This is a genomic window from Klebsiella sp. MPUS7, from assembly GCF_009905335.1.
Lineage (GTDB): Bacteria > Pseudomonadota > Gammaproteobacteria > Enterobacterales > Enterobacteriaceae > Klebsiella > Klebsiella grimontii.
The window spans coordinates 1,026,624-1,052,494 of the sequence record NZ_CP047604.1 but is presented as its reverse complement, the minus strand read 5'-3'; the positions used below and the strand labels follow the sequence as shown (position 1 = coordinate 1,052,494).

19 protein-coding genes are annotated in these 25,871 nt (G+C 57.9%); 6 read left to right on the top strand and 13 right to left on the bottom strand.

What is annotated here, in order from left to right:
- Positions 1-147: 147 nt before the first annotated feature.
- From mazG to rlmD, 3 genes are all read right to left on the bottom strand, one after another.
- A complete protein-coding gene (gene mazG / locus GUC22_RS05030) occupies positions 148-939 on the bottom strand; it encodes a nucleoside triphosphate pyrophosphohydrolase (RefSeq protein ID WP_024358506.1) in 792 nt (263 codons plus the stop codon).
- 59 nt (positions 940-998) lie between these two features.
- A complete protein-coding gene (gene relA / locus GUC22_RS05025) occupies positions 999-3,236 on the bottom strand; it encodes a GTP diphosphokinase (RefSeq protein ID WP_004137289.1) in 2,238 nt (745 codons plus the stop codon).
- Between the two features lie 97 nt (positions 3,237-3,333).
- Positions 3,334-4,677: a 23S rRNA (uracil(1939)-C(5))-methyltransferase RlmD gene (gene rlmD, locus GUC22_RS05020; protein WP_049131606.1), complete on the bottom strand. Its 1,344-nt coding sequence runs from the start codon at positions 4,675-4,677 to the stop codon at positions 3,334-3,336.
- A gap of 124 nt (positions 4,678-4,801) precedes the next feature.
- On the opposite strand from rlmD, the gene barA reads away from it, so the two are divergent.
- Positions 4,802-7,555 (top strand): two-component sensor histidine kinase BarA, encoded by a 2,754-nt coding sequence (gene barA / locus GUC22_RS05015; RefSeq protein WP_160183376.1) that lies wholly within the window; start codon positions 4,802-4,804, stop codon positions 7,553-7,555.
- Between the two features lie 41 nt (positions 7,556-7,596).
- Here the strand turns inward: barA and GUC22_RS05010 are convergent, their stop codons facing one another.
- The 8 genes from GUC22_RS05010 to syd all read right to left on the bottom strand — a co-directional run bounded on the left by GUC22_RS05010 (position 7,597) and on the right by syd (position 16,096).
- The gene (locus tag GUC22_RS05010) at positions 7,597-8,736 is read right to left on the bottom strand and encodes a glycerate kinase (RefSeq protein WP_160183375.1); all 1,140 of its coding nucleotides are present in this window, start codon (positions 8,734-8,736) and stop codon (positions 7,597-7,599) included.
- Positions 8,737-8,807: 71 nt separating this feature from the next.
- Entirely contained in the window at positions 8,808-10,148 is a 1,341-nt protein-coding gene (gene gudD, locus GUC22_RS05005) for a glucarate dehydratase (RefSeq protein ID WP_004137284.1), read from the bottom strand.
- Between the two features lie 19 nt (positions 10,149-10,167).
- Positions 10,168-11,508: an enolase C-terminal domain-like protein gene (locus tag GUC22_RS05000; protein WP_160183374.1), complete on the bottom strand. Its 1,341-nt coding sequence runs from the start codon at positions 11,506-11,508 to the stop codon at positions 10,168-10,170.
- On the bottom strand, positions 11,505-12,863 hold the full coding sequence (gudP, locus tag GUC22_RS04995) for a galactarate/glucarate/glycerate transporter GudP (protein ID WP_004124361.1): 1,359 nt from the start codon (positions 12,861-12,863) through the stop codon (positions 11,505-11,507). The genes GUC22_RS05000 and gudP overlap by 4 nt, the downstream gene beginning before the upstream one ends.
- 484 nt (positions 12,864-13,347) lie before the next feature.
- A complete protein-coding gene (locus GUC22_RS04990; RefSeq protein WP_160183373.1) occupies positions 13,348-13,791 on the bottom strand; it encodes a flavodoxin in 444 nt (147 codons plus the stop codon).
- 2 nt (positions 13,792-13,793) lie between these two features.
- Entirely contained in the window at positions 13,794-14,588 is a 795-nt protein-coding gene (gene truC, locus GUC22_RS04985; RefSeq protein ID WP_160183372.1) for a tRNA pseudouridine(65) synthase TruC, read from the bottom strand.
- Positions 14,588-14,917, bottom strand: coding sequence for a YqcC family protein (locus GUC22_RS04980; RefSeq protein ID WP_160183371.1), 330 nt, complete (start codon positions 14,915-14,917; stop codon positions 14,588-14,590). The genes truC and GUC22_RS04980 overlap by 1 nt, the downstream gene beginning before the upstream one ends.
- A gap of 633 nt (positions 14,918-15,550) precedes the next feature.
- On the bottom strand, positions 15,551-16,096 hold the full coding sequence (gene syd, locus GUC22_RS04975) for a SecY-interacting protein (RefSeq protein ID WP_160183370.1): 546 nt from the start codon (positions 16,094-16,096) through the stop codon (positions 15,551-15,553).
- Between the two features lie 69 nt (positions 16,097-16,165).
- On the opposite strand from syd, the gene queF reads away from it, so the two are divergent.
- The 5 genes from queF (at position 16,166) to GUC22_RS04950 (ending at position 22,827) form a co-directional block, all read left to right on the top strand.
- A complete protein-coding gene (queF, locus tag GUC22_RS04970; protein WP_160183369.1) occupies positions 16,166-17,011 on the top strand; it encodes an NADPH-dependent 7-cyano-7-deazaguanine reductase QueF in 846 nt (281 codons plus the stop codon).
- Between the two features lie 111 nt (positions 17,012-17,122).
- A complete protein-coding gene (ppnN, locus tag GUC22_RS04965; protein WP_004124374.1) occupies positions 17,123-18,490 on the top strand; it encodes a nucleotide 5'-monophosphate nucleosidase PpnN in 1,368 nt (455 codons plus the stop codon).
- Between the two features lie 536 nt (positions 18,491-19,026).
- On the top strand, positions 19,027-20,316 hold the full coding sequence (locus GUC22_RS04960) for an HAAAP family serine/threonine permease (RefSeq protein WP_160183368.1): 1,290 nt from the start codon (positions 19,027-19,029) through the stop codon (positions 20,314-20,316).
- A 53-nt stretch (positions 20,317-20,369) separates the two neighbouring features.
- Positions 20,370-21,737 (top strand): L-serine ammonia-lyase, encoded by a 1,368-nt coding sequence (locus GUC22_RS04955; protein WP_049088644.1) that lies wholly within the window; start codon positions 20,370-20,372, stop codon positions 21,735-21,737.
- A gap of 148 nt (positions 21,738-21,885) precedes the next feature.
- Positions 21,886-22,827 (top strand): aliphatic sulfonate ABC transporter substrate-binding protein, encoded by a 942-nt coding sequence (locus GUC22_RS04950; protein WP_024358513.1) that lies wholly within the window; start codon positions 21,886-21,888, stop codon positions 22,825-22,827.
- A gap of 155 nt (positions 22,828-22,982) precedes the next feature.
- Here GUC22_RS04950 and GUC22_RS04945 read toward each other — a convergent pair whose 3' ends face one another.
- Both GUC22_RS04945 and GUC22_RS04940 read right to left on the bottom strand, forming a co-directional pair.
- A complete protein-coding gene (locus GUC22_RS04945; protein ID WP_024358514.1) occupies positions 22,983-24,389 on the bottom strand; it encodes an LLM class flavin-dependent oxidoreductase in 1,407 nt (468 codons plus the stop codon).
- A gap of 73 nt (positions 24,390-24,462) precedes the next feature.
- Positions 24,463-25,860, bottom strand: coding sequence for an FAD/NAD(P)-binding protein (locus GUC22_RS04940; protein ID WP_102650038.1), 1,398 nt, complete (start codon positions 25,858-25,860; stop codon positions 24,463-24,465).
- Positions 25,861-25,871: the final 11 nt, after the last annotated feature.

The window sequence follows — 25,871 nt, the reverse complement described above, 5'->3', positions numbered from 1 at the left end:
ACAAACTTTCATTATCCCTCCTTTTCATCAGGCCCACACAAACGCAGGGAGTGAGAAAATAGCCGCTTTTGGCGAAATGTTTTTGACGTAAATCAAGCGCTTGTTATTTAAAAAATCACACAAATAGCGCTTGATCACGAAAACTCTTTAGAGATCAGTTTCCTGGCGTTTTACTTCCTGCCACACCAGCTCCATGGTATCGAGGTCAACGCCGGTCATTTCCAGGCCCCGCGCGGCGACAATCCGCTCTACTTCGCGGAATCTGCGCTCAAACTTCAGGTTGGCTTTTTGCAGGGCAACTTCAGCTTTTACCCCTAAATGGCGGGATAAATTGACCGTCGCAAACAGCAGATCGCCCACTTCCTCCTCCAGTTTAGCTTCATCCACCACCGCCTGCTGCGCTTCGTGCATGACTTCGTCTATTTCTTCGTGCACTTTGTCCAGCACCGGCCCCAGAGAAGTCCAGTCAAAGCCGACCGCCGAGCAGCGTTTCTGGATTTTATGCGCGCGCATCAGCGCCGGCAGACTATGCGGAATATCGTCCAGCGCTGAGTGCTGGGACTTTTCCGCTCGCTCTGCGCTTTTGATCTGCTCCCAGCGGGCCAGCACTTCGCTGCTGTTCCCGGCGGAGGCATCGCCGAAAATATGCGGATGGCGGCGCTCCAGCTTGTCGCCGATCGCGGCGCAGATATCGTTAAAATCAAAGCGCCCCTCTTCCTGCGCCATCTGAGCGTAGAAGACGACCTGGAACAGCAGGTCGCCTAATTCACCGCGCAGATCGTTAAAATCTTCGCGGGCAATCGCGTCGAGCACTTCATAGGTTTCTTCGAGGGTATACGGGGCGATGGTGGCAAAAGTCTGCTCTTTGTCCCACGGGCAGCCGTTTTCCGGATCGCGCAGACGCTGCATAATGCCGAGCAGGCGGTCGATTTGGCTCATTGTCGTTTCCATTAAAGAATCAGGCCGGGGCGACCCCGGCCGACATAAAGAAAGTGAAGTTAACCGCCGTGCAGGCGACGGGCGTCGATGACATCCGGTACCTGATTCAGTTTACCCAGCACGCGGCCCAGCACCTGCAGGTTGTAGATCTCGATGGTCATATCGATCGTCGCCAACTGCTGTTTGGTATCGCTGCGGCTGGCCACGCCCAGCACGTTAACTTTCTCATTGGCGAGAATGGTGGTGATATCGCGCAGCAGGCCGCTGCGATCGTTGGCCTGCACGCGTACCACCAGCGAGTAGCCCGCCGAGTAGCTCTCTCCCCACACCGCGTCAACGATGCGCTCCGGGGCGTGAGACTGCAGTTCCGCGAGCTGATCGCAATCCGCGCGGTGCACCGAGATCCCGCGGCCCTGGGTGATAAAGCCCACAATTTCATCGCCGGGAATCGGCTGGCAGCAGCGCGCAATGTGATGCATCAGGTTGCCGACCCCTTCGACCACCACGCGACCATTGTCTTTGCTGCGATTCTGCGGAGCATGGGTTTTCTGCTGCAGCTGCTTTAACGCCGCCGCATCCTGCTCCGCCGCGCTGGGCTTATTAAACTGCGCCTGCAGGAAGTTGACCATCTGGTTGAGGCGAATATCGCCGCCGCCAATCGCCGCCAGCAGTTCGTCCTGCTCGTTGAAGTTGTAGCGCGGCAGCAGATGCTTTTCCGCGTCCTTCAGGCTAATGCCAAGGTGTTCAAGCTCGTCGTCAAGGATCTGCCGCCCGGCAAGAATATTCTTGTCGCGGTCCTGCTTGCGGAACCAGGCGTGTATTTTGGAACGCCCGCGGCTGGTGGTAACGTAGCCGAGGTTCGGGTTCAGCCAGTCGCGGCTTGGGTTGGGCTGCTTCTGGGTGATGATTTCAATCTGGTCGCCCATCTGCAGCTGATAGGTAAACGGCACAATACGCCCGCTGATTTTCGCCCCAATGCAGCGGTGGCCGACATCGCTGTGAATATGATAGGCAAAATCGAGCGGCGTCGAACCGGAAGGTAAGTCCACCACGTCGCCCTTCGGCGTAAAAACGTAAACCCGATCGTCAAAGACCTGGCTACGCACCTCATCCAGCATCTCGCCGGAATCAGCCATCTCTTCCTGCCAGGCAATCAGTTTACGCAGCCACGCAATGCGATCTTCATAGCCGCGCCCGCCGCTGGCCGCTGCGCTGGCGCCCTCTTTGTACTTCCAGTGCGCGGCCACGCCCAGTTCGGCATCTTCATGCATCTGGCGAGTACGGATCTGAATTTCAATCGTTTTGCCACCGGGGCCCAGCACGACGGTATGGATTGACTGATAGCCATTAGGCTTGGGATTGGCGACGTAATCATCAAACTCGTCCGGCAGGTGGCGGTAGTGAGTATGCACTATCCCCAGCGCGGCGTAGCAATCCTGCAGGCGTTCGGCGACGATACGCACCGCCCGCACGTCAAACAGCTCGTCGAAGGCAAGATGTTTTTTCTGCATTTTGCGCCAGATGCTGTAGATATGCTTGGGACGCCCGTAGACCTCGGCTTTGACGCCCTCGGTTTTCATCTCCGTGCGTAAATGCCCGACGAATTCGTCAATGTAATGCTCACGATCGATGCGCCGCTCGTGCAGTAATTTAGCAATCCGCTTATATTCCGCCGGGTGCAGATAGCGGAAGCAGTAATCCTCAAGCTCCCACTTGAGCTGGCCGATCCCCAGGCGGTTGGCCAGCGGCGCGTAGATATTGGTACACTCTTTCGCCGCCAGCACGCGCTCATCTTCCGGCGCATCTTTCACCTCGCGCAGATGGGCAATACGCTCGGCGATCTTAATCACCACGCAGCGGAAATCATCAACCATCGCCAGCAGCATGCGGCGGATGTTATCCACCTGTTCAGAGGAGACCGAATCGGTATGGGTGGCTTTAAGCTGGCGTATCGCGGCCATGTCCCGCACGCCGTGGATCAGGGTAACGACGGATTTGCCGACGCTCTCCTGCATAATTTCTTCGCTGACGACGTTGCCGTCCGCCAGAGGGAACAGCATCGCCGCCCGCAGCGTGTCGATATCCATGCTGAGCATGGAGAGAATTTCCACCATCTCCACGCCGCGCCACAGCAGGAGGTCGGCCTGCGGGTGCCCCTGCGTTTTCTCTCGACAATAATCCCAGGTTTCGGCTAAGCGTTCACACGACTGCTGGCTGGAAATTCCCAGACTCGCGATCCATTTCTTCGGGTCAAATTCACCAGCTTTATTTAAATGTGCACTTCTTACCGCAACCATTGTCCTCTCCTTAAGGGACCGCCTGCCGAAGTCGGCAAGCCTCAACTTTTACACTTCATCCTTCAAACCGCGTCAACGTTGGCTTTCGTCTTTTATCTCAGTCACCTGCTCCTGAGGATGCCGCTTCAATGCGATTTGAATAATTGTTGTGCTCAAACAACACCATTGATTCCAGATGTCCGGTATGCGGGAACATATCCAGCATCGCCAGGCGTTGAATGGTATATCCCGCCTGCAATAAAACGTCGCTATCGCGCGCCAGCGTCGCCGGGTTACAAGAAACATACACCACCCGACGCGGCGCTAATTTTATAATATGTAACATCACGCCCGCCGCGCCGGCGCGCGCCGGATCGAGCAGGACTTTATCAAAACCGTGCTTAGCCCACGCCTGGCGGGTAACGTCCTCTTCCAGGTTTTCATGAAAGAAAGTCACATTGTGTAACGCATTTAATGCCGCGTTCTCTCTCGCCTTCACGACCAGCGCGGGAACCCCTTCCACGCCAACCACCTGCGCCGCGCGTTTTGCCAGCGGCAGGGTAAAATTGCCCATGCCGCAAAAGAGATCCAGCACGCGATCCTGAGGCTGGATATCCAGCCATTCCAGCGCCGTACGCACCATGAGCTGGTTTACGCCGTCGTTGACCTGAATAAAGTCGCGCGGACTGAACACTAAGCGTAGACCGTCGGACGTATACCAGGGCGCTTCCCCGCGAATATGTTCCAGTATCTCGCTTTGCGGGGCGAGATACAGGGAAAGACCGTGAGATTGCGAAAAACGTTCCAGCTTTTCTTTATCTGCTGCCGGAAGGGCCGCGGTATGGCGTAAAACCATCAGCGGGCCGTTGTCCGCCTGCACCAGCTCCACGTGGCCAAGCTGACGCAGCGATTGCAATCCGCTGAGACATTCTCGTACCGCGGGCAGTAGCGCACCAAGAGCGGGCACCAAAACGGGGCACTGCACCACATCAACAATTTCGCTGGAGTTGGCCTTCCGGAAGCCTATCTGTAATTGTTGGGTCTTTGGCTGATAATTCAAGCTCAGACGCGCCCGGCGACGATAGCCCCACGGCGAAGCGGCTATAATGTCATCAACATCGCGCTTCATTAACCGCGCGAGGGCGGCGCGTTTGCTCTGCTGCTGCAGCTCAACGCTGGCGTGCTGCTGCTGACATCCGCCGCAGATACCAAAATGCGGACAGCGCGGCGCCTGCCGCTGCGGGCTGTCGCTAAGACGACGTTTAACCTGCGCGCGGGCATACTGTTTTTTATCCTCGACCAGGACCACTTCGGCCTGCTCTTGCGGTAATAAACCGCTAACAAACAGCGCCTTACCCTGGTGACGCGCAACGCCCTGTCCAAAGGGATCAAGGTCATTTACTGTAACGGTTATGATCTGGCGCGTCGTCACACGCCGTTTTGCAGAGTAGAATTGCGCCATCGTAGAGATTTGTCTCAATTAAATATACTGACTCTATACACGAGTTCTTTCAGGGTGAGCCAGCGTAACCAATGCCTCAGCAGCCTGTAAGGATGATGTATATATTCTCCCATAATGGAACCGCATGACCAACTACAGCCTTCGTGCCCGCATGATGATTCTTATTCTGGCGCCCACCGTCCTGATCGGTCTGCTGCTCAGTATTTTCTTCGTCGCACACCGCTATAACGACCTACAGCGCCAGCTGGAGGATGCCGGAGCCAGTATTATCGAACCGCTGGCGGTCTCCAGTGAATATGGCATGAATTTGCAAAACCGCGAGTCAATCGGGCAGCTTATCAGCGTACTTCATCGCCGCCACTCCGATATTGTGCGCGCCATTTCCATCTACGACTCGCACAACAGGCTGTTTGTCACCTCTAATTTTCAGCTCGATCCCGGCGAACTGCAGCTGCCAAAAGGGATCCCCTTTCCCCGCCGTTTAAGCGTGTTTCGCCACGGCGATCTGATGATTTTGCGTACCCCCATCGTCTCGGAAAGCTATTCACCAGATGAATCACCGGGAAGCGATGCCAAGATGCCGGGCAATATGCTCGGCTACGTGGCGCTGGAGCTGGATCTCAAATCGGTGCGGCTGCAGCAGTACAAAGAGATCTTTATCTCCAGCGTGATGATGCTGTTCTGTATCGGTATTGCGCTGATCTTCGGCTGGCGGCTGATGCGCGACGTGACCGGGCCGATCCGCAACATGGTGAATACCGTTGACCGCATCCGCCGCGGCCAGCTTGATAGCCGCGTTGAAGGTTTTATGCTCGGCGAGCTGGATATGCTGAAAAACGGCATCAACTCCATGGCGATGTCGCTGGCGGCCTACCACGAAGAGATGCAGCATAACGTCGATCAGGCCACTTCCGATCTGCGTGAAACGCTTGAGCAGATGGAAATCCAGAACGTCGAGCTGGACCTGGCGAAAAAACGCGCGCAGGAAGCGGCGCGCATCAAATCCGAATTCCTCGCCAATATGTCCCACGAGCTGCGCACGCCGCTCAACGGCGTGATTGGCTTTACGCGCCTGACGCTGAAAACCGATTTAAATACCACTCAGCGCGATCATCTGACCACCATTGAGCGCTCCGCTAACAATCTGCTGGCCATTATTAACGATGTTCTGGACTTCTCTAAGCTTGAAGCCGGTAAGCTCATTCTGGAGAGCATCCCGTTCCTGCTGCGCACCTCGCTGGACGAGGTGGTCACGCTGCTGGCGCACTCGGCGCACGACAAAGGGCTGGAGCTGACGCTGAATATCAAAAATGATGTCCCGGATAACGTCATTGGCGACCCGCTGCGCCTGCAGCAAATTATTACCAACCTGATGGGCAACGCCATCAAGTTCACCGAACACGGCAATATTGACGTGCTGGTGGAACAGCGCGCCATCAGCAACTCACGAGTCCAAATCGAAGTCCAGATCCACGATACCGGTATCGGCATTCCGGAGCGCGATCAGTCGCGTCTGTTCCAGGCGTTCCGCCAGGCCGACGCCAGCATTTCCCGTCGCCACGGCGGAACCGGCCTCGGGCTGGTCATCACCCAGCGGCTGGTGAAGGAGATGGGCGGCGATATCTCCTTCCATAGCCAGCCTAATCGCGGCTCGACGTTCTGGTTCCATATCAGCCTCGACCTCAACCCCAACGCGGTTCCCGATAGCGTGCCGACCCAGTGCCTGGCGGGTAAAAAACTGGCCTATATCGAAGCCAACGCGGCGGCGGCGCAGAGCACGATGGAGCTACTGGCGACAACCCCGCTGGAGGTGGTCTATAGTCCGACGATGACGGCCCTACCGGATGCTCACTACGATATCCTGCTGGCGGGCATTCCCGTATCAATACGCGACCTGAGCCAGCATCGCGATAAGCTGGCAAGGGCCTGCAAGCTTGCCGATCACCTGGTGCTGGCCCTGCCGTGCCACGCCCAGGTCAGCGCCGAAACGCTGCGCCAGGACGGCATTGCCGCCTGTTTGCTTAAGCCATTGACCTCAACGCGCTTACTGCCGGCGCTGACGGCCTCCTGCCAGGCGCAGCCAACGACTCTGCCGCCGCGTGCCGATAGTAAGAAGCTACCGATGACAGTCATGGCCGTTGATGACAATCCGGCGAATCTCAAGCTCATCGGCGCGCTGCTGGAGGATTTAGTCCAGCATGTCATCCTCTGCGACAGCGGCCAGCACGCCGTAGAACAGGCCAGAGAAACGCAGCAGGACCTGATTCTGATGGATATTCAAATGCCGGAAATGGACGGTATCCGCGCCTGCGAACTGATTCACCAGCTCCCCCACCAGCAGCAAACGCCGGTGATCGCCGTGACGGCCCACGCCCTCGAAGGGCAGCGTGAGAAATTACTCAAAGCGGGAATGAACGACTATCTGGCGAAACCCATTGAGGAAGATAAGCTCCACAGCCTGCTGCTGCGCTATCAGCCGGGAAAGGCGGCGGCACCGCAGGTCGCCGCGGAGCCTGCGGAGCCGCCCGTCAATCATAATGTCACTCTCGACTGGCAGCTGGCGCTGCGTCAGGCGGCGATGAAACCGGACCTGGCGCGGGAAATGCTGCAGATGCTGCTCGCCTTTATGCCCGAAGTGCGTAACAAGGTAGAAGAACAGCTGGTGGGAGAGCAGCCGGAAGGAGTACTGGATTTAGTACATAAGCTGCACGGTAGCTGTAGCTATAGCGGCGTGCCGCGTCTGAAGAAACTGTGTCACACCATTGAGGGCCAGCTGCGCGCGGGCACCGCCGCCGAGGAGCTGGAACCAGAGTTTCTGGAGCTGCTGGATGAAATGGACAACGTCGCGCGGGAAGCCTGTAAGCTACTGGGAATTTAAAACGCATCCCCCGGTCCGCGCTTCGCGACCGGGGGGATAACCTACAATAGCCGCCCCATTTTCAGCACGGCGGCAACGTTTCTCGCCGTCATACGCACGTTTTCGGCGGCATTTTCCAGCGCCTCATCCAGCGTACAGATTGAATAAATCACGCTGAATACCGCATCCAGGCCATGCTGATGCACGATGCCGACGTCAGGCGTCAGGCTCCCGGCAATGCCAATGACCGGCAAATTATAGCGTTTTGCCACCCTCGCCACGCCAACCGGCACCTTGCCGTGCACCGTCTGGCTATCGATACGCCCTTCGCCGGTAATCACCAGGTCTGCATCCGCCACGATATCAGCAAGGTGCAGAGCATCGGTCACGATCTCAATACCCGGCCGCAGCTTTGCGCCGCAAAAGGCGTACAGGCCCGCGCCCATGCCTCCCGCCGCGCCGCCGCCTTCAAGATGCAGCACATCCAGTTCTAAATCGCGATGGATAATCTCGGCAAAATGGGCCAGCGCGCCATCCAGGCAGGGGATCATCTCCGCCGTCGCCCCTTTCTGCGGCCCAAATACCGCCGTCGCGCCCTCGGGCCCCGTCAGCGGATTGGTGACATCACAAGCGACGTCGATACGACAGCCGGCCAGGCGCTTATCAAGTTCGCTAACGTCAATGCGCGCAAGGTTCTCCAGCGCGCGTCCGCCGGCGGCAATCTGCTGGTTATCTTTAGTCAGCAGCTTCGCCCCCAGCGCCTGTACCATTCCGGCCCCGCCGTCGTTCGTCGCACTGCCGCCGATGCCGATAATAATTTGCGTCACGCCCGCGTCCAGCGCGTGGCGAATCAGCTCGCCGGTCCCCCACGAAGTGGTCAGCAGAGGATTGCGCCGCGCCGGCGGCACGCTCTCCAGACCGCTTGCCGCCGCCATTTCGATAAACGCGCACTGTTTATCGCCCGACAGGCCGTAAAAAGCCTCCACCGGCTCGCCGAGCGGACCGGTGACGGTAACCGCTATCCGGCATCCCTGCGTTGCGGCGACCATAGCTTCAACGGTCCCTTCGCCGCCGTCGGCGACCGGCAGTTTGACATATTCCGCATCGGCGTAAATTTCTCGAAAACCTTGCTCTATCGCGGTAGCAACATCCAGCGCACTCAGGCTCTCCTTGTATGAATCCGGTGCGATCACTATCTTCATAAGCTGTCCTTAAAATGAACGATGACCCGATGCCGTGCGGTCAATCGGCCCCCGAAGGGACCGATATTTCCTTAGCGCACCATGCAGGGACGCTTGTTATCAAACGTCCAGTTCGGGATTAAATACTGCATGCCCATAGCGTCATCGCGTGCGCCCAGGCCGTGTTTCTGATACAGCTCATGGGCTTTCATCACCTGATCCATATCAAGCTCTACGCCCAGACCCGGTTTTGCCGGTACCTGTACCATCCCGCCTTTAATTTCAAACGGCTCTTTGGTCAGACGCTGGTTGCCTTCCTGCCAGATCCAGTGGGTATCGATGGCGGTAATTTTCCCGGGCGCCGCCGCTGCAACATGGGTGAACATCGCCAGCGAGATATCAAAGTGGTTGTTAGAGTGCGAGCCCCAGGTCAGGCCAAACTCATGGCACATCTGCGCCACGCGGACGGAACCCTGCATGGTCCAGAAGTGCGGATCCGCCAGCGGAATATCCACCGACTGTAGCGACAGCGTATGGCCCATCTGACGCCAGTCGGTCGCGATCATATTGGTCGCCGTCGGCAGACCGGTGGCACGACGAAACTCCGCCATCACTTCACGACCGGAGAAGCCCTGCTCGGCGCCGCACGGATCTTCCGCGTAGGCCAGCGATCCCTTCAGATATTTGCCGATCTTAATCGCTTCATTCAGCGACCACGCGCCGTTCGGATCCAGAGTTACGCGCGCCTGCGGAAAGCGCTTCGCCAGCGCGACGATAGATTCCGCCTCCTCCTCCCCGGCCAGCACGCCGCCTTTCAGTTTAAAGTCGTTAAAACCATATTTCTCATATGCCGCTTCCGCCAGGCGCACCACCGCATCCGGGGTCATCGCTTCATCATGACGCAGGCGATACCAGTCGCATTTGTCATCCGGCTGGCTCTGATACGGCAGCGGCGTGGCTTTACGGTTACCGACGAAGAACAGATAGCCAAGCATTTCCACTTCGCTGCGCTGCTGACCATCGCCCAGAAGAGACGCCACGTTCACGCCCAGATGCTGGCCCAGCAGATCCAGCATCGCCGCTTCGATCCCGGTCACTACGTGAATTGTGGTACGCAGATCGAAGGTCTGCAAACCGCGCCCACCGGCGTCGCGGTCGGCGAAAGTATTGCGCACGGCGGTCAGCACGTTTTTGTACTCACCCAACGTCTTACCAACCACCAGCGGGATCGCATCTTCGAGAGTCTTGCGGATTTTCTCTCCGCCGGGGATTTCGCCGACGCCGGTATGGCCGGAATTATCTTTAATCACCACAATATTACGCGTGAAGAACGGGGCGTGCGCGCCGCTCAGGTTCATCAGCATGCTGTCGTGGCCCGCGACCGGAATAACCTGCATAGAAGAAACAACGGGGGTCGAAAATTGTGCGCTCATAGTTCAATCCTTATTCAAATCAGTGACGACCGAAAACGGGGCGTTTACGGTCAAAAGTCCATCCGGGGATCAGGTACTGCATCGGGCCTGCGTCATTACGCGCGCCGCCGGGCAGCTTTTTATAGGCCTCATGCGCCTTCTGTACCTGCGCCCAGTCCAGCTCAACGCCAAGTCCTGGCGCGTCCGGAACCGCGATTTTTCCGAGCTTAATCTCCAGCGGATTTTTGGTCAGGCGGCAATCTCCCTCCTGCCAAATCCAGTGGGTATCGATGGCCGTGTGGTTACCCGGCGCCGCCGCGCCGACGTGGGTAAACATGGCCAGTGAAATATCAAAGTGGTTGTTGGAGTGGCAGCCCCAGGTCAGGCCCCAGTCATCGCACAGCTGCGCCACGCGCACCGCGCCGGAAAGGGTCCAGAAGTGCGGATCGGCCAGCGGAATATCCACGGCGTTCAGCATCACCGCATGGCCCATTTCGCGCCAGTTGGTGGCGATCATGTTAGTTGCCACCGGCAGACCGGTGGCACGGCGGAATTCCGCCATCACTTCGCGGCCGGAAAAGCCCTGCTCGGCGCCGCAGGGGTCTTCGGCGTAGGTCAGCACATCGTTCAGCCCTTTACACAGAGCGATGGCTTCGTCCAGCAGCCAGGCACCGTTAGGGTCGACCGTAATGCGCGCATCCGGGAAACGCTTCTTCAGCGCGCGGGCGGTTTCGATCTCCTGCTCGCCGGGCAGCACGCCGCCTTTCAGTTTAAAATCTTTAAAGCCGTAGCGATCCTGCGCGGCTTCCGCCAAGTGCACCACCGCCTCGCTGTTCAGCGCTTCCTGATGGCGCAGGCGATACCACGCGTGGCTGCCCGGCGTGCTTTCCAGGTATGGCAGATCGGTCTTCGTACGATCGCCTACATAGAACAGATAGCCCAGCACGGTCACCGCATCACGCTGCTTGCCCGGCCCGAGCAGTTCGCAAACCGGCACGTTGAGCGCTTTGCCCAGCAGATCCAGCAGCGCTGCTTCCAGCGCCGCCACTGCGTTCACCCGCAGTTCGAACGTCCAGGCGCCTTTACCAAAGGTGTCAAAATCCGCGGCCTGGTTGCCTTTATGCACCTGCTGAACCACTTTATTCAGGCGGGCGACTTCCTGGCCCAACACCTGCGGGATAGCGTCAACCAGCGTCTGATAAATCACCTCGCCGCCGGGCGCTTCGCCGACGCCGGTATTGCCGGCGTTGTCGGTCAGCACCACGATATTGCGGGTGAAATACGCGTTATGGGCGCCGCCGATGTTGAGCAGCATACTGTCCTGCCCGGCCACCGGGATAACCTTCATGTCCGTGATAACGGGACTCGATTGCGTTGTCATGATGATTGTCCTGCCACTGGTTTCAGTTCAATACGCTTAATATCGCCGACCAGCACCAGATAGCTCAGCACCGCCACCAGCGCATGGACACCCACATAAATCAGCGCGCCGTTAAACGAACCGGTGGTGCCGACGATGTAGCCGATGGCAATTGGCGTCACGATGCCGGAGATATTGCCGAACATATTGAACAGACCGCCGCTCAGGCCGCTGATCTCTTTCGGCGCCGTATCCGCCATCACCGCCCAGCCCAGCGCGCCGATGCCTTTACCAAAGAAGGCCAGCGCCATAAAGCCGATGATCATCCACTCCACGTTGACGTAGTTACAGAACACCATCACCATCGATAGCAGCATCCCCATCACGATCGGCGTTTTACGCGCGATGTTCAGCGAACCGGTACGCCGCATCAGCCAGTCGGAAATAATCCCGCCGAGCACGCCGCCCGCGAAGCCGCAAATTGCCGGCACCGAAGCGACAAAACCGGCTTTCAGAATGGACATGCCTCGCGCCTGCACCAGATAAACCGGGAACCAGGTGATAAAGAAATAGGTTAAAGCGTTGATGCAGTATTGGCCGATATAGACGCCTATCATCATGCGGGAACCCAGCAGCTGCTTGATTTGCCCCCATTTTACGCTAAACGGCACTTTAGCTTTGGCTGCCGCCTGATCCATGTTGATCAGCGCGCCGCCTGCGGCAATGTAATCCAGCTCTTTTTGGTTCACGCCCGGATGCTGGTTCGGTTCATGAATCACCTTCAGCCAGACAAAGCTGATGATAATCCCGAGGCCGCCCATAAAGAAGAACACGTGCGACCAGCCCACCTCATGGGTCAGCCAACCCATGATCGGCGCAAAAATAACCGTGGCAAAGTACTGCGCGGAGTTAAAGATAGCCACCGCCGTGCCCCTCTCCTGGGCCGGGAACCAGGCCGCGACGATACGGCTGTTTCCGGGGAAAGATGGCGCTTCGGCCAGGCCGACAAGGAAACGCAGGGTAAACAGCGCGACGATAATGCCGAAGCCGCTAAAGATATCGACGAAGCCCTGCAGCAGGGTAAACATGGACCAGATAAAAATGGACCAGAAGTAGACGCGTTTGGAACCGAAGCGGTCAAGCAGCCAGCCGCCTGGGATCTGACCGATAACGTAGGCCCATGAGAACGCGGAGAAAACATAACCCATGCCAACGGCGTCAAGACCAATATCTTTGGCCATCTCCGATCCGGCAATGGATAAGGTGGCGCGGTCGCCGTAGTTGAAGGATGTGACGATAAACAGCATCACCACTATCCAGTAGCGAGCATTGGTGCGCTTTTCAGCGCCGCTCGCCGCCTGACTTAATGAACTCATTGTTGCACTCCTGAATCATAGCGTTAGCTACGTTCATTCTGAACAGCACAACCTGTAGGGTACTCAGAATGACGTGTTAGTGTTTTTCATTGTTTTCGTTATATCTGGCACTGCATTGGGAACTGGCAGGGAAAGTATAAAAAGAGGGGCTGACGGGCTCACCGTGCAAATACACAGCTTTCACCGGCTGAGCAAATCTGATTTATGGCGTATGCCTAACGAGATGGGGGATGGTTCACGGAAATGAAAAACCGCGCCCGTAGAGAGGTGGAGAGGGCGGTACAAAAGACAGGAGTGTGAATCAACTCTCTTGACCCCGTGAAATAGCCCGGTAAAGACCCTGGCATGACACAGGTTTTAAGGCAAATGCCCGAAGCCAGGCGCGCGGAGAATTGGTACGATCTTTTTGACCGTTAATCTGGCACTGGCATTGAACATCAGTAAAAAAGGGGCGCCCTCTATTGTAGGGAGAGGGCGAAACTTTTTAATCAAGCAGCGTCGCCCACTGCGCTACCCATGGGTTAGAGACGCTTTCGGGTTCCGGATCTTCGCTGGCGTCAATCATCAGCATATCGCCCACGCGCGTGCCGCCCTGCTCCTGCAATAACGCATCAAACTTCAAACCGCCGCCGCAGAAGTTGGCGTAGGTGCTATCGCCCAGGGCGATAATGCCATAGCGTAAATGCGGCTGATACATATCTTTGATGCCTTCGTACAAGGGCACAATGCTGTCCGGTAAATCGCCCTGCCCGGTGGTCGAAGTCACCACCAGCGCAAATTTCCCGGTATATGACTCCCAGTCTTTGACTTCAGGATCTTCAAAGACTTTCGCCTGATGCCCCAGCCCGCTCAAAATAGCCTGCGCCTCTTCGGCGACCAGGAGCGAATTTCCATACATCGTACCGACAAAAATTCCGACTTCCGCCATGACTAGCTCCCTGAATTGACCTGTATCTCTTCATCCTGACCGCAGTCGTCGGCAAACTCAACCCTTTCATTTAGCGGGAGAAGGCCGCGCCAGCCAAACTGCGACAGCGCGCGCATCCAGACGTCGTCAAGACCGGCGCGAATGACCAGCGGTTCGCCGGTAAAGGGATGCGTTAACGAGAGCTGGCTGGCGTGCAGCATCAGCCGATCGCAGCCAAAATGTTCCGCCGCGCTGCGATTCTGCCGCAAATCGCCGTGTTTGCTATCGCCGATAATCGGATGGCGAAGATGGGCAAGATGGCGACGCAGCTGGTGTTTACGTCCGGTTTTCGGTTCCAGCTCCACCAGGCTATAGCGGGTCGTGGGGTAACGTCCGGTCGCCACCGGCATCTCTACCGTCGCCAGGCCGCGATAATGGGTCACCGCCGGCTGCGGGTCTTTATTTTCGCGAGCGAACTTATCGGCGATTTTATCCAGTTCCTCAACCAGCGGATAATCAAGCACCGCTTCGTCGTTCAGCCAGCCGCGAGCGATCGCATGGTAGCGTTTCTGCATTTGATGCTGCTCGAACTGCTGCGACAGCAATCTTCCCGCTTCGCTCGACAGCCCCATCAGCAGCACGCCGGACGTCGGCCTGTCGAGACGATGGGCGGTGAACACGTGCTGTCCTATCTGGTCGCGCACGGTCTGCATCACCACCACTTTTTCATCGCGATCCAGCCAGCTGCGGTGCACCAGCCAGCCCGATGGCTTGTTCACCGCGACCAGCCACTGGTCCTGATATAAAATCTCCAGCATCAGGCTTCGCCGCCGGCAAACAGCGCATCCAGCAGGACCAGTTCGGCCAGCATCCGCTCACGCACGGGGTGAGCGTTATCGAGGGCCATCTCATAATAGGGGGCAACGGCGAAGTTCTGCGGCAGCGGCATTCCGCTTTCCAGAAGCTGGTGCATACGCGGAATCAATACCCACTGCAGCCATTCAAGCGGCTCCATGGTGTCGAGGCAAAACGGCTGTTCGCTGGCAAACGCGCGGCTATCGGGGGCGCTATCCTGCCAGTGTTCCGTTTCGCGCAGCAGCGCTTCAATGGCGAGCAGGCGCTCGCGCACGCGATGATCAAGAGTCATGGGAAACCTCGGTGAGTTGAAAACCGGCGCAGAATAGCAAATTCAGACGAGAAATAAAAAAAGGGAGCACTGTATAAAACAGTGCTCCCGGTTCGTTTTGCAGCAATCCAGCTACATTGGTGCTCCCTGCTCGTCCTTGAAAACTTTTCCTGAGGTCTCCTGACCATGTTCATCCATAAACAGTTGCATCCTGCTTTCACACCACCCCGATGCGAAATAACTCATCCGTAAGTCTATCCTGATCTTCCTGATCCACCGAACATCCTGCTCGGCTCTCGTTCTCCTTCCTGGAGGTGTCCTTTTACGCAATCCTGCGTTATCCTGTGCTTCATCCTGAAGCCTGTCCTTGCAACGCCATCCTGGCGAGTCCTGTAGAAGCGTCATCATCCTGATGTTCACTTCGTTTATCAACTCCCTGTCGATGTGTATAGAATCCCTGATTCCGCCCCGTCTTACAACCCTTGTTAAGACAATATCTTAAGATTAATCGTCCATATGCTGAGTTGAAAAATCATTAATCACTTGAAAAATATTATATTTCTTAAAATACGGACGATAGAGGATCGGCTTAAATGATGACGATCTCTTACAGGTCTTGTAAGAGATCTCTCACAAAAGTTTGGGTAGTCTGGATTACAGAACAGGCTTAAGGGAATTGAGGAAACTCGCAAGCGAGGGGGAAAGGGTCGTGCGTTTGCGGGTGCCAAGGGTCTCTTTGATCACTTCACCGCTCATATTACAGACCGAAATGACCTCCAGTTCGCTGTCGAGGGTGGCGATAAACAGGGTCGGCGACAGCTTCAAACGCTTTTGCACCAGCAGATGACCGATCAGATTTTCCTGCACCCGCTGGAAATCGTCCGGGCTCCAGGTTTGCAGCAACGTCATGGTTTCATCGGCGAAACGCGCCTGCATATCACCGGCAAACTGAGTGGTATAATAAGCATGAAGCGGTTGTTGTACCACAATCTCCAGCGCCCGTTCAACCGCGTGAATATTTTGTTCTAATGAAAACGGCTGTGGCTGCCAGAAAACGCCGTCATCATCCGTGCCGTTGACGCACGGCGACGGGATGCCGTAAAGCTCTTCGCTACGCGGCAGGCTGGAGCGCTGCTGCCGCCACGCCTCACAGTAACGTTGGGTAAATGCTTGTAGCGCTTCTACGGTTTGCTGATCCACCGGTTTCTCTCTTCACGTTAGACAGGATACACTTGGCATATAGTGTAACCGCTTTAACTATGGTGAAACATGTCTTCTTACGATAATCATCAGGCGCTGGCCGGCCTGACGCTCGGAAAATCAACTGATTACCGCGATACCTACGATGCCAGCCTGCTTCAGGGCGTCCCGCGCAGCCTGAACCGCGACCCGCTGGATCTGCACGCTGATAACCTGCCGTTTCACGGCGCCGATATCTGGACGCTGTACGAGCTCTCCTGGCTGAACGCCAAAGGCCTGCCGCAGGTCGCCGTGGGCCACGTCGAGCTCAGCGACACCACCGTTAACCTGGTGGAATCAAAAAGCTTTAAGCTCTATCTCAACAGCTTTAACCAGACGCGCTTTGCTGACTGGCAGGCGGTCGAGGCGACGCTGGCGCGCGATCTCAGCGCCTGTGCGCAAGGAGAAGTGAAGGTGTCGCTGTATCGCCTCGATGAGCTCGAAGGCCAACCGGTAGCCCATCTGCACGGCACCTGCATCGACGACCAGGATATTGAAATCGATAACTATCAGTTCAGCGCCGATTACCTGCAGGACGCCGCTACCGGCAAAGTGGTCGAAGAGACCCTGGTCAGCCATCTGCTGAAGTCCAACTGCCTGATTACCCACCAGCCAGACTGGGGCTCGGTGCAGATTCAGTATCGCGGGGCGAAAATCGATCGCGAAAAGCTGCTGCGCTATCTGGTGTCATTCCGCCATCACAACGAATTCCACGAGCAGTGCGTAGAGCGCATCTTCAACGATATTCAGCGTTTCTGCCAGCCGGAAGCCCTTTCGGTTTACGCGCGCTACACGCGACGCGGCGGTCTCGACATCAACCCGTGGCGCAGCAACACCGATTTTGTGCCGGCCACCGGTCGCCTCGCCCGTCAATAATCAACATTTTCACAATTTGCGTGCGTTAACCCGCGCGCAAGGTTGTGAAAACGCCATCAGCAGGGCTATTGTAATCACAGGAAGACGATAATCGTCCTGTAAGGAGTTCACTTGATTACACACGTTAGCCCGCTTGGTTCAATGGATATGCTGTCGCAGCTGGAAGTGGATATGCTTAAACGCACCGCCAGCAGTGACCTGTATCAACTCTTTCGCAACTGCTCGCTTGCTGTGCTCAACTCGGGGAGCCTGACCGATAACAGCAAGGAGCTTCTGTCTCGTTTTGAAAACTTCGATATTAACGTGCTGCGTCGCGAACGCGGCGTGAAGCTGGAACTGATCAACCCGCCGGAAGACGCTTTCGTTGACGGGCGTATTATCCGTTCCCTGCAGGCCAACCTGTTTGCCGTACTGCGCGATATCCTGTTCGTCTACGGCCAGATCCACAACACCGTCCGCTTCCCGAATCTCGATCTTGAAAGCTCGGTGCATATCACCAACCTGGTCTTCTCCATTTTGCGTAACGCCCGCGCCCTGCACGTTGGCGAAGCGCCAAATATGATTGTCTGCTGGGGCGGCCACTCGATTAACGAAAACGAATATCTGTACGCCCGCCGCGTCGGCACCCAGCTGGGTCTGCGCGAGCTTAACATCTGCACCGGCTGTGGACCGGGCGCGATGGAAGCGCCGATGAAAGGCGCCGCCGTCGGCCACGCGCAGCAGCGTTACAGAGACAGCCGCTTTATCGGGATGACCGAGCCGTCGATTATCGCCGCCGAGCCGCCGAATCCGCTGGTGAATGAACTGATCATCATGCCGGATATCGAAAAACGTCTGGAGGCGTTTGTGCGTATCGCCCACGGCATCATCATCTTCCCGGGCGGCGTGGGCACGGCGGAAGAGCTGCTCTATCTGCTGGGCATTTTGATGCACCCGTCGAACAAGTCGCAAGTTCTGCCGCTGATCCTCACCGGGCCAAAAGAGAGCGCCGATTATTTCCGCGTGCTGGATGAGTTTATCGTCCATACGCTGGGCGAATCCGCCCGTCGTCACTATCGCATTATCATCGACGACGCCGCGGAAGTTGCCCGTCAGATGAAAAAAGCGATGCCGATGGTCAAAGAGAACCGCCGCGAAACCGGAGACGCCTACAGCTTCAACTGGTCGATGCGTATTGCGCCGGACCTGCAGATGCCGTTCGATCCCACCCACGACAATATGGCCAACCTTAAACTCTATCCGGACCAGCCGGTGGAAGTGCTGGCAGCGGATCTCCGCCGCGCCTTCTCCGGTATCGTCGCCGGTAACGTTAAAGAGGTGGGTATCCAGGCTATCGAGAAATTCGGCCCGTATAAGATTCACGGCGATCCGGCGATGATGCGCCGCATGGATGACCTGCTGCAGGGCTTCGTGGCGCAGCATCGTATGAAGCTGCCGGGCGGCACCGCCTACATCCCCTGCTACGAAATCTGTTCCTGAGTTATCTTCTGTTCTTCTCCCGGGCGGCGGCTTACGCCCCCGGGCTATTTTTCCCGCCCTGCCGCATTCCCCCTTTTCTCTTATCTATTCGCCCGTACGCTTTCCAGATAAATCATTCCTTTTATGAATTTTTAGCACCACTCCCACAAAAGCCAATCGTTTGCGTTTCCAAAAACAGCAATAAATATCACCAGGAAAGACGACTTTTAACGTAAAAACGTCGAGAACATCGCATTTTTACAGTAAAAACCTCGTTATTACGTCCCGCCACTATTCTCTCATATGCTGAAAATGATAGCCTCCGCGCCACAAATCTCTGGCTGATCCCCAGAAACAGGCTGTTGGACTAAAATTGCTTACATTTAAAGTGGATTATTGCATTTGAGATCGCGATCACTGATGCATTCACCATATAAATGTATCTTCCCGCACCAATTGTTACGGAGAAAATGCCTAAAAAACCGTAAACAAACGAATTTCATATTATTTAGTCTTTTTTATTCAATAGATTTTGTTGCTTCCTCCAGGAGATACAGATGGAAACCACTCAAACCAGCACCATCGTTTCGGATGCTACCCGTAGCGGTTGGCGCAAGACGGACACCATGTGGATGCTGGGCCTGTACGGCACGGCTATCGGCGCGGGCGTCCTGTTCCTGCCGATCAACGCCGGCGTCGGCGGTCTGATCCCGCTGATCATCATGGCGATTCTGGCCTTCCCGATGACCTTCTTCGCCCACCGCGGGATGACCCGTTTCGTGCTGTCCGGTAAGAATCCGGGCGAGGACATCACCGAAGTGGTCGAAGAGCATTTCGGCGTCGGCGCAGGTAAGCTGATTACCCTGCTCTACTTCTTCGCCATCTACCCGATTCTGTTGGTTTACAGCGTGGCGATCACCAATACCGTCGAAAGCTTTATGCTGCACCAGCTGCACATCACGCCGCCGCCGCGCGCCATTCTTTCCCTGATTCTGATTGTCGGCATGATGACCATCGTGCGCTTCGGCGAGCAGATGATTGTGAAAGCGATGAGCGTACTGGTGTTCCCGTTCGTGGTCGCGCTGATGATCCTGGCCTTTTATCTGATCCCGCAGTGGAACGGCGCGGCGCTGGAGACCCTCTCCCTGAGCAGCGCGACCGCGACCGGCAACGGCCTGTGGATGACTCTGTGGCTGGCGATTCCGGTGATGGTGTTCTCCTTTAACCACTCGCCGATCATCTCCTCCTTCGCCGTGGCGAAACGCGAAGAGTACGGCCAGGGCGCGGAGAAAAAATGTTCCAGCATTCTGGCCCGCGCGCACATCATGATGGTGCTGACCGTGATGTTCTTCGTCTTCAGCTGCGTACTGAGCCTCTCTCCGGCGGATCTGGCGGCGGCGAAAGATCAGAACATCTCGATTCTGTCTTATCTGGCGAACCACTTTAACGCGCCGGTCATCGCCTGGATGGCGCCGATCATTGCGATGATCGCCATCACCAAATCCTTCCTCGGCCACTACCTTGGCGCTCGCGAAGGCTTTAACGGCATGGTGATTAAATCCCTGCGCGGTAAAGGCAAGTCCATCGAAATCAACAAACTGAACAAAATCACCGCCCTGTTCATGCTGGTCACCACCTGGATTGTGGCGACGCTGAACCCAAGCATCCTTGGGATGATCGAAACCCTGGGCGGCCCGATTATCGCCATGATTCTGTTCCTGATGCCGATGTACGCGATTCAGAAAGTCCCGGCGATGCGCAAATACAGCGGCCACGTCAGCAACGTATTCGTGGTGATTATGGGCCTGATTGCTATCTCCGCGATTTTCTACTCTCTGTTTAGCTAATATCCCCCGCGCCGCTTAACGGCGGCGCGCCTCCCGACAGCACTGGATGCATCATGATCAGCGTATTCGATATTTTTAAAATCGGCATTGGCCCTTCCAGCTCCCACACCGTTGGACCGATGAAAGCGGGCAAACAATTCACGGACGATCTTATTGAGCGCGGGCTGCTTCCCGAGGTAACCAAAGTCGTCGTCGATGTCTACGGATCCCTTTCCCTGACTGGTAAAGGCCACCATACCGACATCGCGATTATTATGGGCCTGGCGGGCAACCTGCCGGATACCGTCGATATCGACGCGATTCCCGGCTTTATCCAGGACGTCAACACCCATGGCCGCCTGATGCTGGCGAACGGCCAGCAGGAAGTGGCGTTCCCGGTCGATCGGTGCATGAATTTCCACGCCGACAACCTGTCGCGGCATGAGAACGGCATGCGTATTACCGCTCTCGGCGGCGAGAAGGTTCTCTACAGCCAGACGTACTACTCCATCGGCGGCGGGTTTATCGTCGACGAAGACCATTTCGGCGTGACCGCCGAAGCGCCAGTCGCCGTCCCTTATCCGTATAAAAATGCCGCCGACCTGCAGCGCCACTGCCGCGAAAGCGGGCTATCGCTCTCCGGCCTGATGATGCAAAACGAGCTGGCGCTGCACAGTAAAGAAGCGCTGGAGCAGCATTTTGCTGCGGTCTGGGAGGTGATGAGCAGCGGAATTGAGCGCGGCATCACCACCGAAGGGGTTCTGCCGGGCAAGCTGCGGGTTCCCCGTCGCGCCGCCGCGCTGCGCCGGATGCTGGTAAGCCAGGACAACACCAACAGCGACCCGATGGCGGTCGTTGACTGGATTAACATGTTCGCCCTGGCGGTTAACGAAGAGAACGCCGCTGGCGGGCGCGTCGTGACCGCGCCGACCAACGGCGCCTGCGGTATCGTACCTGCGGTGCTGGCCTACTACGACAAGTTCATCCGCAAAGTGAACGCCAACTCGCTGGCGCGCTATATGCTGGTCACCAGCGCCATTGGCTCGCTCTATAAGATGAACGCCTCAATTTCCGGCGCCGAAGTGGGCTGCCAGGGTGAAGTCGGCGTAGCCTGTTCAATGGCGGCGGCCGGTCTGGCTGAACTTCTGGGCGGCAGTCCGGGTCAGGTATGCATCGCGGCGGAAATTGGTATGGAGCACAACCTCGGTCTCACCTGCGATCCGGTTGCCGGCCAGGTGCAGGTGCCGTGCATCGAACGTAACGCTATCGCAGCGGTCAAGGCGGTCAACGCCGCGCGTATGGCCCTGCGCCGCACCAGCGAGCCGCGGGTGTGCCTCGATAAAGTCATCGAGACCATGTACGAAACGGGCAAAGATATGAACGCCAAATATCGTGAAACCTCGCGCGGCGGCCTGGCAATGAAGATTGTCGCCTGCGATTAACGTCCCCCTCCCGGTATGCTGCGGCATGCCGGGCTTTCTTCCCCCTGCCCTCTTCCTTCATTTATGTTATATAAATGATAATTTAGTTATTTATTAGTTATAAAGACGATTTGTTACCTTACGGAAAACCGCTCAAGGAGAACAAATCATGCTCAGATTATCCCGCCCGGCGCTGCTGCTCCTGCTGGCTGGCTTATCCGCTTCCGCGCTGGCGAAAGCGCCAGAGACCGTGAATATTGGTTATCAGAAAGCCAATATCTTCGCGCTGCTGAAATATCGCGGCACTCTCGATGAAAGCTTCAAAAAGCAGGGTATCGCCGTACGCTGGATTGAATTCCCCGCCGGACCGCAGATGCTGGAAGGGCTGAACGTCGGCAGCATCGACCTCGCCGCCACCGGCGATGCGCCGCCGGCCTTTGCCCAGGCGGCGCAGGCGGATCTGGTCTATTTAGCCCACTCGCCGGCGAATCCTAAAACCGAAGCCATCGTGGTGGCGGAAAACTCGGCGATTAAGAGTGTCGCCGACCTTAAGGGCAAGCGCGTGGGGCTCAATAAAGGCTCCGACGTGAACTATCTGCTGGTGACCGCGCTGGAGAAAGCCGGGCTGAGTTATAAAGATATCACGCCGGTCTATCTGCCGCCTGCTGACGCCCGCGCCGCCTTCCAGCGCGGCGCCATTGACGCCTGGGTTATCTGGGATCCGTTCCTCGCCGAAGTGGAAACCAACGCCAAAGCGCGACAGATTCGCAATGCCGAAGGGCTGGTGCCGCACTACACCTTCTACCTGGCCAGCCGCAAATTTGCCGACACGTATCCGGATACCGCAAAGCAGGTGGTGGATGAGCTGGGTAAACTGAGCGAATGGGCCAACGGTCATCAGGACGATGCCGCCGGGATCCTCTCCACCTCAACCGGGCTGGATAAGGCTATCTGGCTGAAAACGCTGGCGCGTCTGCCCTACGGCGCCGAGCGCATGACCCCTGCGGTCTATAACGAACAGCAGGCACTGGCGGATACCTTCACCCGCATCGGCCTGCTGCCGGTGAAAGTCGATGTGCGCAGCGCAACCTGGTCGCTGGATAAGCAGTAAGCCTTCTCTTCCCGGGTCGCGGCGCAGGCGCCTTACCCGGGCTACCGGCCCGCAGACGACGGTGGACCCGTAGCCCGGACAGGCGCGTCAAGCGCCGCCTCCGGGAAAAAACACCTCCCCGCACTCCCGCCCCCTCGCCCTTAGGGGAGAGGGAATTAACTCACCTTCTCTTCGCTCGCGACCGCGACCTGCTCGCCGCGACGATAGCCTGCGCCCGGATGTGGCGCAGCCAGCCGCGCGCCAGCGCCAAACAGCTTCTCACGCAGGGTTCCTTCGCGATACTCCTGCTTAAACACGCCGCGCTTTTGCAGCTCCGGGACCAGCAAATCCACCACGTCGCGGAAGGTTTCGTGGGTCACCGCATAGGCGAGGTTAAAGCCATCGACGTCGGTCTCCTCGACCCAGGACTGCAGCTCATCGGCGACCGTTTGCGGGCTGCCGACCACCAGCGGGCCGAAGCCGCCGATTCCCGCCCAGTCCGCCAGCTTCTGCACGGTCCACTGGCTATTCGGATCGGCGGTGGAAAACGCCTCCACCATCGACTGAATCGCGTTGGTATGCAGATACTCCAGCACCTGATCCGGCTGATACTGACCAAGGTCGATGCCGGTCCAGCCGGAGAGCAGCGCCAGCGCCCCTTCGTAGCTAACGTACGGTTTATACTCCTGCCACTTCGCCTGGGCTTCACGGTCGGTTTCGCCGACGATGACCGTCTGCATATTGAAGATCAGGATGCTACGCGGATCGCGCCCGGCCTCCTCGGCGCGACGACGAATATCCGCCACCGTCTTTTTCAGCAGTACTTTCGACGGCGCGCCGACAAATACGCACTCGGCGTGGCCGGCGGCGAACTGCTTGCCGCGGCTGGAGGCGCCCGCCTGATAGAGCACCGGCGTACGCTGCGGCGATGGCTCGCAGAGGTGGATCCCCGGCACCGAAAAGAAGTTGCCCTGATGGTTAATCGGATGAATTTTTCGCGGATCGCTGAAGATCTTACGTTCCCTGTCGCGCAGCACCGCGCCATCCTCCCAACTCCCTTCCAGCAATTTATAAACCACCTCCAGATACTCATCGGCGTAGTCGTAGCGGGCGTCGTGGTCGGTCTGCGCTTTCTGGCCAATATTACGCGCCCCGCTCTCCAGATAGGAGGTCACGATATTCCAGCCCACTCGCCCCTTTGTCAGATGGTCGAGCGTCGACAGGCGGCGAGCGAACGGATAGGGATGTTCAAAGGAGAGCGAAGCGGTCAGGCCGAATCCGAGATGCTCCGTCACCAGCGCCATCGGCGTGATCAGCGCCAGCGGATCGTTGACCGGCACCTGCGCCGCCTGGCGGAGCGCCGCATCGCCGTTGCCGTTCAGCACGTCATAGACGCCCAGCACGTCGGCGATAAACAGCCCGTCAAACTTGCCGCGCTCCAGCAGACGCGCCAGGTCGACCCAATACTCAAGGTCTTTATACTGCCAGGAGCGGTCGCGCGGATGGGCCCACAGCCCCGGCGACTGATGGCCGACGCAGTTCATATCAAAAGCGTTCAGACGAATTTCACGTTGTGATGACATAGCGCTCTCCACGGCGCGCCCCGCTGTCGGGACGCGCGCATAATCATTAAGGGAATCAGGGGATAAAAGGCGTTCAGAACGCCGGACATCGGGCGGATTGTTTAATGCCCAGCGCCAGCAATGCTTCGGCGGCTACGGCGGCGGCATGGTCGGCCACCTGCGGTAGCCCCATCAGTTCACCGAAATGGGCCCGCGCGGCAGGTCCGGAGACCAGCAGATTGGGCGCGGCCCGCCCTTCCCGGCCAATCGCCCGCGAGCGGCGATCGACGTCCAGTCCGAGGCCAAACGCGTCGGCGCGAATCAGCCCCTCCTGGCTCAGCTGGCGCAGCAGCGGCTGGCTGTTGGTGAGGGCCCCGTGCGCCGGGCCGGTAGTTAAAATAAAATGGTCAACGCTCACCCACTGCGCTTCACCGCCCCGGGGCGAGAGGGTTAGCGTCAATTTTTGCGCGTCGTCTGCCAGCGCCGTCAGCCTGGCCGCCAGCACCCGCAGGCTGCCGTCGCGCTGGCGCTGCTCAAGAATCCCGGCGACCTGGGGAGCGATACGATAGCGGTGAACGTCCCAGTAGCTGCGTAAATGACGCAGGAAGCGCTGACGATCGGCCACCGACAGCGCCTGCCAGATCTCCTGCCCCTGATTACGCACCGCGTCCAGCACCACCTGCCAGGCCTGCCCCCGCTCCGCGGCGCGGTCGATATCCCGGCGGATTTGCCGCAGCCGCTGGCGCAGCGATCCGTGGGCATACTCGCCTTCCCAAGGGTCAGCGCTGCCGCTCAGGTTGCTGCGGGAGAGGAGCCCGCGGCGTGAAAATGCCGTTATCGGCCCCCGATGTCCCAGCCGCGTCAGCGTCGCGATGGTATCCGCCATCGTCAGGCCGGTGCCCATGACCGCGACGCTCGCCTGCGGCGCGATAGCGTCCAGCACGCCCGTTCGCCAGGGGTTAGCGATGAGCGCCGGATGGGTCGCGAACGGCGTCGCCAGCGACGGCAGCGAGGGCGGCGGATGGCTGATGGCCAGCACCAGCAGATCGGCCGGCAGCCGATGACCGCCATCGGTGATAATCTCGCCATCTTTAAACCTTAGCGCCTGCTCGCGCAGATGCGTCAGCCGCCCGCCGCTGGCGCTCGCCTCCTCGGCGAAACGCTGGGCGACGTAGCGGCCAAACTGGCCGCGCTGCGGATAGACAGCGCCGTCTTCCAGCAGAGCCTGCGGATCATCAGCAAAAGCAGGCTGGCTGCGGTACCAGCGGTCGAACGCGCCCTCCTCTTCCCCGGCAAGCTGCATCCGCGCCGCGGGAACGTTAATCCGATGGCTCGGTTCGGTCGTGGAGTAGGCCACGCCCGCGCCGGGCACCTCGCGCGGCTCCAGCAGCGTGACCCGCACGCCAGCCGGCGCCAGGCGCAGGAGATGAATAGCCACCGCCGCGCCGCTAAATCCGCCGCCGACGATCGCCACGTGCGGTTCAGTTTGCATAGCCCACCGCC